At 37.9% G+C, this 16295-nt stretch carries 19 protein-coding genes; 17 read left to right on the forward strand and 2 right to left on the reverse strand.

The window, feature by feature from the left end; genetic code table 11:
* The first annotated feature begins 2 nt into the window (after positions 1-2).
* The 12 genes from NYE70_RS01585 (at position 3) to NYE70_RS01640 (ending at position 7921) form a co-directional block, all read left to right on the forward strand.
* Positions 3-455 (forward strand): tyrosine-type recombinase/integrase, encoded by a 453-nt coding sequence (locus NYE70_RS01585; RefSeq protein ID WP_341044802.1) that lies wholly within the window; start codon positions 3-5, stop codon positions 453-455.
* 137 nt (positions 456-592) lie between these two features.
* Positions 593-982, forward strand: a complete 390-nt coding sequence (locus NYE70_RS01590; RefSeq protein WP_211021152.1) for a WapI family immunity protein — start codon at positions 593-595, stop codon at positions 980-982.
* A gap of 281 nt (positions 983-1263) precedes the next feature.
* Positions 1264-1488 carry a hypothetical protein gene (locus NYE70_RS01595; protein ID WP_341044803.1) on the forward strand — a complete coding sequence of 75 codons (225 nt, stop codon included), beginning with the start codon at positions 1264-1266 and terminating at the stop codon, positions 1486-1488.
* Complete coding sequence (locus NYE70_RS01600) at positions 1472-1741, forward strand: type II toxin-antitoxin system RelE family toxin (protein WP_341044804.1); 270 nt, start codon at positions 1472-1474, stop codon at positions 1739-1741. The genes NYE70_RS01595 and NYE70_RS01600 overlap by 17 nt, the downstream gene beginning before the upstream one ends.
* Before the next feature lie 364 nt (positions 1742-2105).
* A complete protein-coding gene (locus NYE70_RS01605; RefSeq protein WP_341044805.1) occupies positions 2106-2612 on the forward strand; it encodes a cysteine hydrolase family protein in 507 nt (168 codons plus the stop codon).
* Positions 2613-3303: 691 nt separating this feature from the next.
* On the forward strand, positions 3304-3906 hold the full coding sequence (locus tag NYE70_RS01610; protein WP_211021155.1) for a hypothetical protein: 603 nt from the start codon (positions 3304-3306) through the stop codon (positions 3904-3906).
* A gap of 233 nt (positions 3907-4139) precedes the next feature.
* On the forward strand, positions 4140-4580 hold the full coding sequence (locus tag NYE70_RS01615) for a hypothetical protein (RefSeq protein ID WP_211021156.1): 441 nt from the start codon (positions 4140-4142) through the stop codon (positions 4578-4580).
* A gap of 180 nt (positions 4581-4760) precedes the next feature.
* Positions 4761-5261 (forward strand): GNAT family N-acetyltransferase, encoded by a 501-nt coding sequence (locus NYE70_RS01620; RefSeq protein WP_341044806.1) that lies wholly within the window; start codon positions 4761-4763, stop codon positions 5259-5261.
* A 225-nt stretch (positions 5262-5486) separates the two neighbouring features.
* Positions 5487-6080 (forward strand): NUDIX domain-containing protein, encoded by a 594-nt coding sequence (locus tag NYE70_RS01625; protein ID WP_341044807.1) that lies wholly within the window; start codon positions 5487-5489, stop codon positions 6078-6080.
* A gap of 252 nt (positions 6081-6332) precedes the next feature.
* Positions 6333-6848: a GNAT family N-acetyltransferase gene (locus tag NYE70_RS01630; protein ID WP_341044808.1), complete on the forward strand. Its 516-nt coding sequence runs from the start codon at positions 6333-6335 to the stop codon at positions 6846-6848.
* Between the two features lie 174 nt (positions 6849-7022).
* The gene (locus tag NYE70_RS01635) at positions 7023-7496 is read left to right on the forward strand and encodes a DUF4362 domain-containing protein (RefSeq protein WP_341047489.1); all 474 of its coding nucleotides are present in this window, start codon (positions 7023-7025) and stop codon (positions 7494-7496) included.
* Positions 7497-7756: 260 nt separating this feature from the next.
* Entirely contained in the window at positions 7757-7921 is a 165-nt protein-coding gene (locus NYE70_RS01640) for a hypothetical protein (RefSeq protein ID WP_341044809.1), read from the forward strand.
* A gap of 395 nt (positions 7922-8316) precedes the next feature.
* Here the strand turns inward: NYE70_RS01640 and NYE70_RS01645 are convergent, their stop codons facing one another.
* Entirely contained in the window at positions 8317-9249 is a 933-nt protein-coding gene (locus NYE70_RS01645; RefSeq protein WP_341044810.1) for a helix-turn-helix transcriptional regulator, read from the reverse strand.
* A 118-nt stretch (positions 9250-9367) separates the two neighbouring features.
* On the opposite strand from NYE70_RS01645, the gene NYE70_RS01650 reads away from it, so the two are divergent.
* The 5 genes from NYE70_RS01650 (at position 9368) to NYE70_RS01670 (ending at position 13902) form a co-directional block, all read left to right on the forward strand.
* The gene (locus NYE70_RS01650; RefSeq protein ID WP_341044811.1) at positions 9368-9859 is read left to right on the forward strand and encodes a cysteine hydrolase family protein; all 492 of its coding nucleotides are present in this window, start codon (positions 9368-9370) and stop codon (positions 9857-9859) included.
* A 279-nt stretch (positions 9860-10138) separates the two neighbouring features.
* The gene (locus tag NYE70_RS01655) at positions 10139-10921 is read left to right on the forward strand and encodes a nucleoside phosphorylase (protein ID WP_341044812.1); all 783 of its coding nucleotides are present in this window, start codon (positions 10139-10141) and stop codon (positions 10919-10921) included.
* A gap of 541 nt (positions 10922-11462) precedes the next feature.
* Positions 11463-11942 carry a DinB family protein gene (locus tag NYE70_RS01660; RefSeq protein ID WP_341047491.1) on the forward strand — a complete coding sequence of 160 codons (480 nt, stop codon included), beginning with the start codon at positions 11463-11465 and terminating at the stop codon, positions 11940-11942.
* Positions 11943-11963: 21 nt separating this feature from the next.
* A complete protein-coding gene (locus NYE70_RS01665) occupies positions 11964-12623 on the forward strand; it encodes a hypothetical protein (RefSeq protein WP_341044813.1) in 660 nt (219 codons plus the stop codon).
* A 58-nt stretch (positions 12624-12681) separates the two neighbouring features.
* On the forward strand, positions 12682-13902 hold the full coding sequence (locus NYE70_RS01670) for an IS256 family transposase (RefSeq protein WP_211020084.1): 1221 nt from the start codon (positions 12682-12684) through the stop codon (positions 13900-13902).
* A gap of 539 nt (positions 13903-14441) precedes the next feature.
* On the opposite strand, the gene NYE70_RS01675 is transcribed toward NYE70_RS01670, so the two are convergent.
* On the reverse strand, positions 14442-16010 hold the full coding sequence (locus tag NYE70_RS01675) for a histidine kinase N-terminal 7TM domain-containing diguanylate cyclase (protein WP_341044814.1): 1569 nt from the start codon (positions 16008-16010) through the stop codon (positions 14442-14444).
* Positions 16011-16295 lie beyond the last annotated feature (285 nt).

Raw genomic sequence — 16295 nt, forward strand, 5'->3', positions numbered from 1 at the left:
AAGTGGTCCCATTACGAAGGGAAGACCTCGATTTTTCGCGTAACTTGATTCATATTCGGCAAGCCAAAGGGGACAAAGACCGTTACACTTTGCTCTCCAATACAGTGATCGACTTATTGCGGACTTACATGAAGACCCATGCGGTGATCGATTACCGCTTTCCTGGCGCACAGTGTGGTTCCCACTTATCCGAACGGGCAGCACAAGCTATCTTCGATCGAGCTAAACATAAGGCAGGAATTTTAAAAAAGGCATCCATCCACACTTTACGGCATTCTTTTGCAACTCATTTATTAGAAGGCGGTACGGACCTTAGGCATATCCAGGAACTCCTAGGCCTTGCTGACGTAAAAACGACCCAGATCTACACCCACGTAAGCAAAAAGGACCTAGCTTATATTCGCAGTCCTCTCGATCGCATTATGGATAATCTACCCAACCGGAAGAAGGAGTAGCAGAGATATGCGTCTAATATACTTATCAAGGATATAAAGTGAAATCGTGGATATAGCGGAATTTGGCTGATGGGTGAATTCGGGGATAGGATGTTAACTGAAATCACCGAGAAAATATAAAAAAAGGAGAAATTGAATTGGATGAAATCCTGATTCTCGATTTGGATAATAATTATCTAAAATTCTTATTTACTGAGGAATCATATAAATATGGAAAAGTTAGAATTGACATAAAAGCTGATAATTATTTCGTAAGTGGTTCAATCTGGCTATATCGAGAAGAGATTTTAGAATTCAAAAGACAAATTGAAAAGATGTATAAAGACTTAAAAGGTACAGCAATTCTAATGGATTCGGAATCGGCACTAGAAGCCGAATTTTCATTTGATGTTAGAGGATATGTAAATATAAAAGGTCAATTTAGAGAGCGATATGAAAGAGAGAATCAATTGAATTTTGCTTTAAAGACTTCTCAAATGCAGATTCAGGAAGCAATAAACAGAATAAATGAATTGTTTAAAAACTAAAGAATTATTTGCAAGTGATTCTGGAAGTCGGTGACATCAGTTAACATTATATTCTCGCTTCGGAGCCTACGGCTCCTAGGTCCGGCAGAGGAATTTCGGGGAGGCGGTAGCAGCTGGACACATCCGACTACGTCGGACGTCGTGAATAAGGGGACGTTATAAGAAATTGGCGTAAGAGCGAAATATATAAGGGCTTAATAAGTGGTAGAAAAGCTATGTCTGGAGCATCCTTATATATTGGGGTATAATAAAGAATGATTAAATAATAGGGGGTACAGTTGATGAGTGTCCCGAATGATGAATTGGAAAACATAATAGGTAATTTAAATGAGAAGAATAAGGTTGTCGCAAAGAGCTTTTTATCATGGTTACTTGAAAAACAGCTTGATGAAGACGATGACTCTTTAACACCTGAAGATATTCAGGCCATAGAACAGGGACGGATTGAATTTCAAAATGGTCAGACCAAATCCTTGGAGGATCTAAAACGTGAACTTGAAATATAAAGTCACATTTTCAAGTGAAGCTGAAAACAACCTGAGGAAAATAGACCGAGTTATCGCAAGAAGAGTCTTTATATCCCTTGAAGAATTATCTAATGACCCATTAAACAATCCGAATACAAAGAAAATGAAAGGTAAAGAAGGGATAATCTATAGATTACGGGTGGGAAATTATCGAATAATCTATGAGGTTCTTAATCATGAATTGATCATTTTTGTAGTTCGTATAGGACCTAGAGGAGACATATATAAATGACATCAGAGCCCTGGCAATAAAGTTGGGGCTCTTTTTTATTTGAAAAGATGATGTGAGGTATTCAAGAAGCCGCCAACATCTTATAACATAACATTTCTGCTTCGTCGCTGACGCTCCTTGGTCGCCAAGATGTAAGTCAGAGAAGTAGAACCTGGCGACACATTCAATCGGCTAAGTCTGACGACCCGGCACTTTGTGCCTTAAGCCGCTTGGACGTCAGAAATGCGGGAACGTTAGACGAAATTCTCTGTAAGAGCAGCTAAAAGTTCTAAAGGACGACGTTTAAACTAACGGGCAGAATTGCTCAGTAAAGAATGACATAATATGGATTTATTAGATAAAATTATATATTGAGGTGGAGATTATGGGAATTTGCGCGGATGTTTTAATAGTAATCGATTTACAGAATGGTGTTTGTTACTATCAAGAGCACTTGTTCGGTTTAGAAAAACTACTTACTAAAGCGAATGAAAGAATCTCCCTTTACAGAAAGCTGAATAAGCCCATTATTTTTGTTCAACACTGTGATGAGGATTTAGTGCCAGGAGAAGAACCATGGGCTATTCATCCTAAACTTGACGTTCAAACACAAGATTTTTTGGTGAATAAAATACATGCGAACTCTTTCTACAAAACGAACTTACAGGAAATTTTAAATCAATTAATGGTACACAATATAGAATTCTGCGGAGCACAAACAGAATACTGCATGGATGCTACGATTAAGTTCGCTCATGGGCTTGGTTACAACAACTTCATGGTACCGAACGGAACTTCTACATTAAACAATTCATTTATGTCTGCAGAAGAGACTATTCATTTTTACGAGAATATATGGAATCGTAGATTTTTAGAGTTCATAAATGATTAAATATAAAATATCCCTCGACGATTATAGCCAATATTGTAGTTGCTTACTATATCTACGATCAATTAACATTTGTTAAGCCTTTATTGCAATCTGTTATTTTATTGGTGATGGTTATCGTTATAGATTGGATTTAAGATTGCGATTATCTGTCGCGGATCGGGGCGGAGCCTTTACGCTAACGGGGAACGATAGTTTAATAATGCGGTTCTTAATCTACTCAGTTTCTGTTTGATCACATAAGAACATCAATGGGATAAGTAAGAACAAAGTAGTCGCGAGTTAGGGGGAAGAGTTAATCCTGCATCGCGGCTTTTTCTTTGCATATATTTTAAGTGCAGAGACAGGCTCTCTTGGATTATAATTCCAATGTAAGGGAAGAACAAATAAAGTTTCAATGAAAGATCTAATCTTTTGAATTACGAAGAACAAAAACAGGAGTATGAGGAAGTTCAAGTTCAGAGGTTTGGAAGTAACTTGAGAAGAGAACTTCGTTTAACACGGTGTTCACGTATTGGGGGACAAGCCCCCTCGGTCTGGCAGAGGAATTTCGGAGAAGATGTAGCAGCCAGACACATCCGCACCGACTAAGCGCATCGCGCGCAGCCACTTCGTGGCTTTAAGTCGGTGGGACGTCGTGAACACAACAACATTATAAGAAATCAGCATAACACAAATGTATGGAGGATCATCTGTGAAGTTAGTTAGTCAAGTTCAAGAGGAATTAGTAATAGCAGAGTTTTTATTTGCAGAGTTTAACTCTGATAGATTTAAGAACGGAATAATACATGCTCTTGGTGATCATGAGTCAAGTTTAATAACTAAACCTAATTTGAATGACAAAACTGAGAACCAAATAAGAAGAGATATTCTAGGTCAGACAAGAGGATTTGGCTGCAATACAGATTTGTTTGAGAATTTTCCTATAGAAGTTAAATGGTATAAAGCGGTTTTTCAGAAACAAGATCTAAGCGACGTAATGTATATTAACTATAGTTATTGGAATGAAATATCAAGTGGTACTAGACTTCCTATGTATGCATCGAAGAATATCATTAATCAAATTGAAGTTTTTGGAGTAAGTAACCAGGGATTTATTGATATCTCTTTAGCGATCAAAGAAGGAATAACGTTTCCAAGACTAATCTTTGTGTCAATGAATGAAAAGTCGAAAGTAGTTGTACTTGAAGGTCACGCTCGTTTGACAGCTTATTTTATTGATATTGAATATATACCCGATGAATTAGAAGTATTAATTGGGTACTCTGAGAAGTTTAGTGAATGGGATTTATATTAAGAACATTGTGTAGGTTGTGCATGAAAGGTACTGACATCCTATAACATCATATTCACGCTTCAGGCCTTTCGGCCTTCGGTTCGCCCGAGGTGTTCGGCAGAGAAGCGGGTTCAAGCGAATACATCCGCACCGACTTAAGCGGACACTCCTAAGGTCGTTTAAGTCGGTGGGATGTCGTGGATACAGTAACGTTAGACGAAATACCCTAGATTTTCAAAGAATGAGGAATAAGAATGGATATTCAAGTAGTGAGTTCAAATAAAACTATAACAAGATCTTTTGGACGATCAGGTTCAAGAGATATTTCTGGGTACTGGATCCAATATAAACATTTGCTTTTTGAGGGGAAATCTTATTTTGTTCCTTACGATGAAGAGGATAAAGGGGATAAATGCTTTTACTCAGTTGAAACTACACAAGAGACAATAGTCCGGTTCAACAAAATCAATGAAACCCAGGAAGATAAAATTGAATACAACGAGCAAGATGAGACTTACACAATCATAGGTAAAGTCATATTTATAAGTGATGATAAGGAAATTGCAATTGTTAATATTGCTGATTGTGATTTTACATTTGATAAAGATGAAATCGATGTAGGAAGCCTTCGATTAATGGATCGAGTAGAAGTAACGTTTATGGGCTTAACATTATGGGATGAGGGCATTTACTAAGAAGTAGGGTACTTCGTCTAACATCGCACTCACGCTTCGGGCCTACGGCCCTTGGTCCACAGAAGGATTTCAGAGGAGTTGTTCAGCGGACAACTCCCTACGGGAGTTCGTGAATGCGGGGAATGTTAGGCGAAATACCTGAGGATATTAATTAAAAGCAAATACACAGGAGATGAATAAATGATCGAAACCGAGAGGCTTGTTTTTCGAAGGTATACTACTAATGACTTGGCTTTGCTTTTTGGTATGACTAACGATCCGGATGTTATGAGATATATAAGACATGGTAGGCCTTGGACTATGGAGGAGACAATTGAAAGTTTGAATCGTTTTATAGGTTGGAATGAAGACGGAATTGGCTTGCAACTCGCATTCAGCAAGGAAGATGGGAAATTAATTGGACATTCTGGACTCATCCCCCAAACCGTAGAAGGAAACCAGGAAATTGAAGTGGGTTACTGGGTGGTTAAGGAAGCATGGGGTAAGGGATATGGATTTGAACAAGCAAAAGCTTGGAAAGAATATGGATTAAACCAATTGGAGCTATCTAGATTAGTGTCCCTCATACACCATGGGAATATCGGATCGATGAAAGTTGCGGAGAAGAACGGGATGAAACACGAGAAGGATATTGATTTTAATAATAAGAATATTGCCTTATTTTCAATAGAGATTTTATAAGTGAGTTTATTCAAAGAGGTCAGGTACATCGCCTAACAATGTGTTCTCGCATCCCTTGATGGTCAGATGTATTATCATGGAAGAAGCACAGACAACAAACGCCCCGACCTAAGATAAGAGCTATCTAAGGCTGGGTCTTTTCGTGAATACAAATACGTTATCAGAAATGACCGAGCTGACTGAAAAGAAGCAAATACAAAATATCTTCCCTATAAGGTGGTTTCTATGAAGACATTAGACTACATTTCCGCTAATGCTGAAGTTGGAGTTGGTTTAGAACTACGTTTAAGAACAGGTCAGTATGTTTTCTTTTTACCAGGGATAAGGCATATGAGGGACGAGGCAATCAATGAAGTATTTTATGCGGGAATCGGAGGGCATCTAGAGCCAGGGGAGGACTTATTAGAATGTGGAAAGCGGGAAGCTCAAGAAGAAATTGGGCTGTCAATTGAATATGAAGGCAGTAAAAGTACGGTATATATTGATTCAAATAAAAATATCCGAACGATCGAAGTTGATGATTCGATAAAACCGTTGGCAATATTCGAGATGATTCATCCCGACGGCAGTCCCAAACCGGGGGGAATATACCATATCGTAGTTTTTAAAGCTCTAATAGATATTGAGCCACATAGATTTCAAATCGAAGAGGTTTCTGGATTGATTTTACTCAATAAAGAACAAATGCTAAATGGGAATCGGAGAGCCACTATACAACAGTTATTAGACGAAGGCGCTAAAGTAATAGGCTCTAACATCAGCATGGAAACAGTCATATATCCGATAGGGACAGCAGAAGCGTTGACACTTATTAGGTGAAATAATTTGAATGAATGATCGAAGAAGGCGATAACATCCCATAACACCGTATTCACGCCGTGTCGCTTAACGCTCCTTGATTCACCCGAAGTGGAATGCTGGAAGTCGATCACCAGGCGAATACCCTGAGAGGCTAAGTCTTCGACCCGGCGCTGACGCGCCTTAAGCCTCTTGGGTTCGTGAATACAAGAACGTTAGGAGAAATTAATGCAGTGTTAATAAAATCGAATGATACATGAATGGAGTTTTGAAATGATAATAAGAACTGAAAATGAGCGGGATCTCAAGGAAGTGTTTGACTTAAACTTTCAAGCGTTTGGAAATAGAGAAGATGAATCGAAATTAGTTGAAAGAGTAAGAGAGTCTGAAGGATTTATACCCGAATTATCACTTGTGGCGGAAATGAATAATAAAATTGTTGGTCATTTATTATTAAGTAAAGCAAAAGTAGAAGATCAAAATGAAGAACATACTGTAATCGTGTTAGCCCCAATAGCAGTGAAGCCAGATCTACAAAAACAAGGAATTGGAAGTAGTTTGATTAAAGAGGGTATTAAGAGATGTAAGGAATTAGGATACGACCTTATATTATTGATAGGACACCCTAGTTATTATCCACGCTTAGGATTTCAACCTGCAAGAAAATTAGGACTTGAATTGAAACAATTTGAAGTACCTGATGAAGTATTTATGGTTTCCGAAGTTAGGGAAGGGGCACTTCATAAAATCAAAGGAGAGTTGAAATATCCTAAAGCCTTTTTTAGTTGATTCGAAGATGGCATTAACATCACCTAACATAGTATTCACGCGGCGGGACGGCTGTAGCCATCCCTTGGTCCTCCCTGAACAATCGGCAGAGAAGCAACTCAGGCGGACAACCCGCAATACAGTTATTATTCTTTTTCTGGTGGTGAAAAAGATATGAACCGAATTATATTTTTGATGACCATATTAATACTTCTGTCTTCTTGTAGTTCGCAACCTAACCTAAATGAACCTAAATCCCAACATACTGATTTATCATATCCTGAAGCAGAGAAGAGAGGTTATGTTGTTGCTGGACCATCAGGAGTAGCGAATGTTGACTTGTTAGAAAACTTCTTTCAAGATTACCAGAACAAAAAAACTAACAAAGTAACAATTGCTCGTTACACTGATGAAGGGGATCCGATTTATGTGGATCTTGTTTATGATGGGAAGAAGATATTGTTTACTTACGATAATACATGGGATGCATTTGGTGGAGGACAGAGAATTAGGAAAACAAGTTGTACTAACTTAGGGAAAAGAACTGGTTCTCGGGGGGACCAGTATGGAACGGAATACTTTTTAACTTCATGCAAAGATGATATTGGATACAGTGATGAAGATAATAAGGAATATTACATACTATTTATAGAAGAAGTCAAGAAATAATGTAGTGTATACATTTCAAAGAAGGCGGTAACATCATCTAACACTGTGTTCACGTATCGGGCCGGCTTCGCCGTCCCTCGGTCGCCAGATGGATTCAGAGGAGCTGATTCTGGCGACACATCCGCACCAGCCAACCGCATCGCGGCCAGTCACTTCGTTCCTTTAGGGTGGTGGGACGTCGTGAACACGGAACCGTTATGCAATACCCCTGAAATACTGATTGAGAAGAGCGAATCAAATTAATGAAGGGAGAGTTTGTAGTGGAATTAGTTTTTCCAGTATTAATTGGACTAGCCTTTCTTTTTACACTTGTAAGAATTGAAATTAATAGTAAGAAAAAACTAGATAACGATGAACGAATAATTGAGCGGCTTGATTTGATCATAAATGAGTTTAGAAAAACAAAAAACTCTGAAGATAATTGAGATAAGTTGGAAGTTTTTTGTGAATATAGGTCTAGATTCTTTTGGTTTTTTTCTTCCTGAACGAATGCCAATAAGACAAAGAAAATAATGCTATGATGTATGGTTTCGAAGAGGTCATCGGCATCGCATAACACCGTATTCACTCTAGAGGTCTATCGCCCTTTGGTTGCCAGTTGTCTAATCGTGGAAGAAGCTCAAACAACAAACGCCCCAGCCTAAGATATATCTAAGGCTGGGGCGTTTCGTGAATACAACAACGTTATACGCAAACCTAGCAAGAACAAGTTAAAGACAGAACCGGAACAACCGGAACAACTCTTTGAGCAGTTTGAAGGCGTTTCACTGAATGAAAAGGGCAAGGCAACTCGTTTGTCTTTTTCGTCTTACTCCATGTATTAACTTTCGTATATGGTGGCTATATCATGTATTTTACGCTTCATTTCTGTGCGGATATGTAACGGCTCTAAACACTCGCATTTATCCCCAAAACTGAAAAGAATATTGTAGTAGTATTCGTTCTCTATGAAAGGAAAACTAACAATGTAATGCTCAGCACCGTCTGGTGAAAAGTGTTCATAAGTGCAATAATCAAGTACCCTGTCCATGACAGATTTATGAATACGAATTTTGATTTTAGTTTGCATAGTTGCCAAAATTTCAGTGAAATCTAACTGCGGTTTTTGATAATCTCGTGGCGTAAACGATTCCTCTTGTATTTGTAGGTTTGATGTGCGGGATAGCCTGAATAAGCGAAAATCATTTCTTTTATGGCAATACCCTTGCCAATACCAATGACTACTTTTCAATACAAGCTGATACGGTTCGGCTGTTCGTGCGGTTTGATTTCCGTAGCGGTCTGCATATTCAAACGAAAGTAGCTTGCTTTCCTGTAAAGCTGTTTTGATAATTTCTAAATACGGTTGTATGTTCCTGTTGCCCATCCATGGACTTAAATCTATATATATCTGATTTGCTTTTAATTCAATGTCTTTCGCTCTGTCGGCGGGGATAAAACTCTTGACTTTCGCAAGGGCGTTTACCAGTTCATCACCCCGGATCATGTTGGAAAGACTGGAAAGTCCCATCAAGATAGCGGAAAGGTCGGCAGTCGAAAAAACTTTTCTATCAATCTTGTATTTCTGCATGATTTCAAAGCCACCGCCCACTCCCGATGCCCCGCGAACAGGAATACCCGCCATGTTGATAGTGTCTATGTCGCGGTAGATTGTGCGGGGTGAAACTTCAAACATATCTGCTAACTCCTGTGCGCCTATACGCTTTTTATCAAGGAGTATCATAATAATGCTAACAAGCCTGTCAACTTTCATCTGATAGCCGCCTTCCAAAGTCTCTTGTTGGCATTATGAATTGTTGCCATACTGTTGTCAACAATTACAAAGTACAATAAAAAAAGAAAACAAATCAACTATCAGGAGGAAACACACTATGCAGAATAAAGCCTTAGTAATAATCGATATTCAAAATGACATAACTAAGAATTACAAGGATGTTATTGGCAATATCAATAAAGCTATTGATTGGGCAGTCAATAATAATATTCATGTTATTTATATAAGGCATGAAAATTTATCAGCCGGCACGAGGACTTTTAAACCTAATACATATGGGTCTGAATTAGCTTCAGATTTGAAAATAGTATCAAAAAATATATTTACTAAATTCAAAGGAAACGCATTAAGCTGTGAAGAATTTACAGACTATATTAGTGAAAATGAAATATGTGATTTCTACATAGCAGGAGCAGATGCTGTTGCTTGTGTTAAATCAACCTGTTACAACTTACGCAAAGCAAATTATGGCGTTACTGTGCTATCAGATAGCGTTACTAGTTATGATAAAAGGAAAATTGACGAAATGCTACGTTATTATGAAAGTAAGGGTAGTAAAATTATTTGTTTGAATGACCTATTAATTTAAGCTCTTTCCATATTAATTGCATAGCGCGGCGGGCGGTTTATCGCCCGCCGCTTTCTCATTTATCGGTGGTCAATGTCGTGCGACCTGCGTGGTTGCTGTTCGCACTGTTCCTGTCGTATGATACTGTAAACGCTTTTAGCCTGCATATTGTCTTGTCAGGCTACAATCTATTGTTTGGGGAAAATATCCAGACGCTGCGACAACGTTTTTTTTCTGCTAAGGACCTAGTAGCCGCAAAGAAATAATAAAAAATTTAAATTACTTTGGAGGTAAGTCGAGATGGAGAGCAAAAAAATTGATAGCAAAGAATTCCCGATATTGGAATTTGATGAAACACGTGTTGCAATAATAGAGGCAACTAATTTTATCCAACCAAAAGAAGAATTTGAATACTGTGTAATAACTTTTTTTAGAGATGTAATTGAAAAAATGAAAACGGAGGGAAAGTTGAAAGAAGTTGCGTGTTTACATTGCGAGACGGTAGATTTGCCAATATATGAAGCATACTATCAAGGAAAAAAAGTACATATTACTTTGGGGTATTTAGGAGCTGCAGGTTCAGCAGGATTCTTAGAAGAACTGATAGCCTATGGTTTTCAGAAATTTATAGTTTGTGGTGGTGCAGGTGTATTAAAAAAAGACATTGCTGTTGGGCATGTAATAGTACCAGTTTCTGCAGTGAGAGATGAAGGTGTATCATACCATTACATTAAGCCATCAAGAGAAATTGAATGTAATCTAGACGTATTAAAAATCATAGAGGACGATTTTATTATACATAATATTAGGTATATAAAGGCAAAAACCTGGACGACAGATTCATTTTATAGAGAGACTAAAGAAAAGGTTGAGTTACGGAAAGCAGAAGGGTGTGTAACTGTAGAAATGGAAGCAGCAGCATTTATGGCTGTTTCACAATTTAGAAATGTAAAATTAGGTATTATCTTGTATGGCGGTGATGATTTAAGTGGTGTCGAATGGGACAGTCGAAGTTGGAATAGCAGATCAGAAATAAGAGAAAACCTTGTAGAAATATCATTACGTATATGTTGTTCTTTATAATGAAACCACCCGATAGCAAAGGAATGATTAAATGATCCATGATGAAGAAATTAAAGAACCTATTAGAATTATAGTAGGGGCATCTAGAATAATGAATTAGGTTTTGTGTCACTCATTGTAGATGCAGTAAAGGAATAGTACTAGTAGTTGGAAGAATGATGAACCAATAGAAAAACTAAATTCAAATAGTTATATGATTTTAAAACAATTAGGTTATATAAGAAATTGGTGAGAGACTAATCATAGTAGCCTGTGACATCATATAACGCCTTATTCACGCTTTAGAGTGTCAGATGTATAATCATGGAAGAAGCTCAGACAACATACGACCCAGCCCAAGATAAGAGCTATCTAAGGCTGGGTCATTTCGTGAATACAAGAACGTTTTGCGAAACTTCCGAAGAGCTGATGTGAAAGCATTCTAAAAGGAGCATTTATATAAATATTATTCAGATTAGTTTGGGAGCTAAACTAAAGAGCAGGAGAACACAATTATCTCGTGAATAGTATGATCATCATCGAAGTTTTAGGGGGCTACTGCATGTTAAAATTATTCAAGTATAACTGGCAAATTCGCAGAGATTGGTTTGATTGGTGTGAAACTGTGAGTGAGGAAGAATTGCTAAAAAAACGCACCGGCGGTATTGGATACATTCTTCCCACGCTATATCACGTTGTGGCAGTCGAGTATGGCTGGATATGCGGTGGAATACAAGGAAAAGCGATTGATATCCCTCCATTCAAGGAAGTGGCCAGCTTACAGCAGGTACAAGATTTTTCCGCCCGTTGTCACAAGGAACTTGCTCCATTTGTGTATGATTGGGATGACAGCTTGGAAGACTGTATAATGATTGATATCACGGATGAAGGGGAGAGAGAGCCCCATAAATACGGTGAAGTTATGCGGCATGTGATAGCACACGAGATTCACCACAGCGGCCAATTATCGATATGGTCACGAGAGATTGGAAAGAAACCGGTTAATGCAAATTTGATTGGCAGAGGGTTATTCGATATTTAACGTAAAGTAAGGGAGCCTACAATGATTGAGCCAACTATCGAATCAATTAATGTTCTATTTCAGAAACATAAAATTAATGATCAGATTGTAAGTTTTCAAAGACTATCAGGAACAACCTCAGGATTAGTTTTAAGATTAGAATCAAAGAATGAATATAAATATATCTTAAAGTTTGATAATCCAAGCCAAATTGGATTAGTTGAACAATTGCTTCATACCTATGAGCACTCAGTATTATTGCCAAAAGTCCTCTTTTCTGCCGAAGACAGTTCGTATTTTGTTTATACATTTCTTGATGGAACAACTCATTTTAATCGTGGTCCAAAGAGTAGTTGGTTGAAAATATTGATAATGGAATTACTCAATAAATACGTGGAACATAAAGAAACAAGTACATGGGGAAGAATAGAATACCCACGAAAGACATGGAAGGAATTTAATGAAATAAGTATTGATGAAGCAAGGATGAATCTGAGGAATGTATTATCAACAGAAGACTATAATTACGTTAAATTAAAAGCTAGCAAACTATTTTTTGATGATTCAAAGCAAGGAAACAAATATTTGCTGCACGGTGATACTGGAGTTCATAACTTCGTCTATAGAAATGAAACATTAATTGGTGTGATTGATCCATCACCAATGGTGGGACCCATCGTATATGATGAGTCTGTAAAATAATTTGTGTAAACTCCCAATTCTACTAAAATGGAAAGTAATAGAAAGGTTGGGGGAACACATGGGACTTTGGACAAAAGAGCAATTACGAGCTTTCATTAAGGAGAACAAACTGGTAACGGCTCAAGATGCACAGAACGCTTTGAAAGAGTTGTTTGCAGAGACCATTCAAGAGATGTTGGAGGCAGAACTCGATACACATCTTGGATATGAGAAGCATGAAGTTAAAGCCAAAGTAACACCCAATAGCCGGAATGGCAAGAGTAAAAAGACAGTGGTTAGCGAGTACGGTGAGCAAGAAATCATGGTCCCTCGGGATCGTTTGGGTGAGTTTGAGCCCTTGGTTATACAGAAACATCAGAAGAATGTGACCGGAATCGAAGATCAGATTATAGCTCTTTACGCTAAAGGTGTCAGCACTCGGGAGATTCAGGATCATCTCCAAAATCTGTACGGAATCGAAGTCTCGCCTACACTCATATCCAATGTTACGAACAAAATCGTACCTCTCATCAAGGAATGGCAAAATCGGCCACTTCAAGGTGTCTACGCGGTCATATACATGGACGCGATTCATTTTAAAGTGAAACAGGACGGAGCTATTGTAAATAAAGCTGCATACATGGTGATCGGAATTGATCTGGATGGGAATAAGGATGTGCTGGGTATGTGGATTGGCGAGAACGAATCCAGCAAGTTCTGGCTCAGCGTACTCAATGACCTTCGAAATCGAGGGGTCCAAGATATCCTTATTATCTGTGTGGACAACCTAAGTGGCTTCTCTGAAGCGATTGCAGCTTGCTATCCAAAGACCGAAATCCAAAAGTGTATCATTCACCAGATCCGTAATTCCACTCGCTACGTATCGTACAAAGATCTTAAGAAAGTCACCGCTGACTTGAAGCCGATTTACAAAGCAGCCACGGAAGAAGGCGCCCTGCTTGAACTGGATCGGTTCGAGGAAGTTTGGGGCACCAAGTATCCGCTCATTGTTCGCTCTTGGAGAAACAACTGGGGAGAGCTCTCAACGTTTTTCAAATACCCGCCGGAGATCCGCAAACTCATCTATACTACCAACATGATTGAAAGCTACCACCGGCAGCTTCGTAAAGTGACCAAAGGAAAAAGCATTTTCCCTACCGATGAAGCCTTGCTTAAAATGCTCTACCTAGCCACAATGGATGTTACTCGTAAATGGACAGGTCGTGTCCAAAATTGGGGGCAAATGCTACTCCAGCTATCCGTCTTCTTTCCGGATCGCATCAGTAACTATTTACGTTAGAAACGCCAAATCCCCCTCGGGGGATTTGCTTGACAATGAGTTTACACAAAAATCTTGACAGACCCTATATGATTTTCTATATGCATTTTGTTCTTCGCCGGACGATATTAATTCTGACACATTGTTTGCCGCAGCGGATTTACTTGAACATGGAAATATTGAAAGAACGAGATTGATTGAGGAAACTTTGATCCAGCTTTATTGTCGAATAGGGCTTAGTGTGCGTCATCATCCGAATGATTTAAAGGAATATATACAGGCATGGGAATATTGGAAACAATTATGTAAAGATGTTGGTACGTCGTGAACACGGAAACGTTAGCTGAGAAAGGGAGAAAGGAGTAAGATCATGAAAACCATATATGAATCTAAAGTCTATAAAGAGACTAAGCAATCATCAATATATGCTGATATTTATTACCATGGAACTCAAACTCCAGTAATCTATGATTTGAGTTATAGAGGACGAAAAAGGACACTGAACTGATGTCAGTGTCCTTTTAGTTGATTCATTATTATTGTTAATGTGTCGATGAGTTCTATGTAATGGTCGATGTGGCTTTTTCAGTAAAAACCTGTACTTGATTTCGACCAGCTCTTTTGGCAGCATAAAGTGCTTCATCAGCTTTTCGGAGAAGTTGATAGATTGTTTCCTCCATAGCTCCTGTCGTTTCAGATACTCCAAAACTGGAGGTAACCTGTACAACTTGTTCATTATTAACTAGAGGCTTTTGTTCGATGCAAAATCTTAGATGATTAGCGAATTTCTCCCCTTCTACTAGTGTATAACCAGTTAAAGCGAGTACAAATTCTTCACCGCCATATCTAGCCAATAGCATATGTTCTCTCAGCTCAGCCTTACATATTTGAGCCACATGTACTAGTACTTGATCTCCGATTTGATGTCCATAAGTGTCATTCACTTGTTTGAAAAAATCAATATCAAAGAGAATAATCGTAAAGGATGATAAATTATCTTTTGCTTTCATTAAACTTTGCTCGCTCTGTTGAAAAAAGGCACGACGATTGAATAATTGTGTTAGCTCATCATAATAGGCTTGGTGCTCTAACTTTTGTTGTAAAGTATGTAGCGCAGTTATATCCGTAAATATAATTAGAAAGCCAGAGTTACTATTTGATTGCTGAAGTTTCGAAATACGTAGTTGATAAACAAAACTAGCTTGATGAATCGTAGTATTCAATTTATCTGATATCGTATCTAGTTCAACAGGAAATGATTGACCCGTTAGCATATACCAAACTTGATCAAAAGGTTTCCCTATCATGGATTGATCCAATTTACTAAACATATCTTTACATGCTTGATTATCTTCGATTAATTGATAGCTACCATTAAGTACAAAAACACCATCACTCATATTATTAAAAATGGTATCTTTCGCAATTGGCATAATGGATAACATTCGAGAAGAAGTAATAGACCAGAGGTACAAAGCAGAAGAGAACCATAAAACCATGGGTACAGGATCGATACCATCGGGTGTCACTCCAATGAATAATAAAAATGCAGTCACTATTGGAAGCAATTGACCACAAATGAGGGCCAATAATTGAGGTTTATATACACTAACCGTTTCCTTCCAGCGTGAACACAACAATAATAACGCAGCTAACATACAGCAACAAATGTAAATATTATGTACAGCAAACCATGTTCCACGTTCAATCTCACTAAATGGAACTCCAAGCACCGAATGTATATCATATACTCTATAGTAAAAATGATGGTATTTATTTGTTACATTGATTATTAAAGTTAGAAGAGGAAATGCAAGTAAAGCGATGGTTCTTTTTCTCTCTAATTTGTAACCTAAATACTGCATGACAAACAATAACCCTAACGGAGGGAAAAATGGCAACCCTAAATACTGTACAATATTCCAAAATCTAAGCTGTTCTAATGATGTGGATGTTAAGCTAAAGGCATAACCCAAGCAATAAATCAAGGAAGTTAATGTATACCACATGAACAATTTCGCGATATTCGTATAATAATGTCTCTTCCAATATGTATAGACTAGTATAGACAAGTTCAATACAACCGAAGTGCAAACTAATGTTACATATGCCTCTACTTTCGGTTCCAATGGTGCTACCCTCTTTTCATATCATCTATCTATATCATATTAACATTTTTATAAAAAAAGTTAATGTATTCCTTGAATTATGTACAGATTTCACCGGGCGCTCGGATGAACGGCCGTTTTTTTTCGCGCTTGCTCTATATCTAGCTTTTTAAATATGCAATAATTATATATATTGAACTACTTGACCCTTTCATCCATTCAATAGTTCATCCTATATAGTTATGATAGCGCATACAAATTTACTAAATACTCGGGTGATCATAGATGATATCAAGCAGGCAACAG

Origin of the sequence: Paenibacillus sp. FSL R5-0407, from assembly GCF_038009185.1 — a bacterium.
Lineage (GTDB): Bacteria > Bacillota > Bacilli > Paenibacillales > Paenibacillaceae > Fontibacillus > Fontibacillus vini.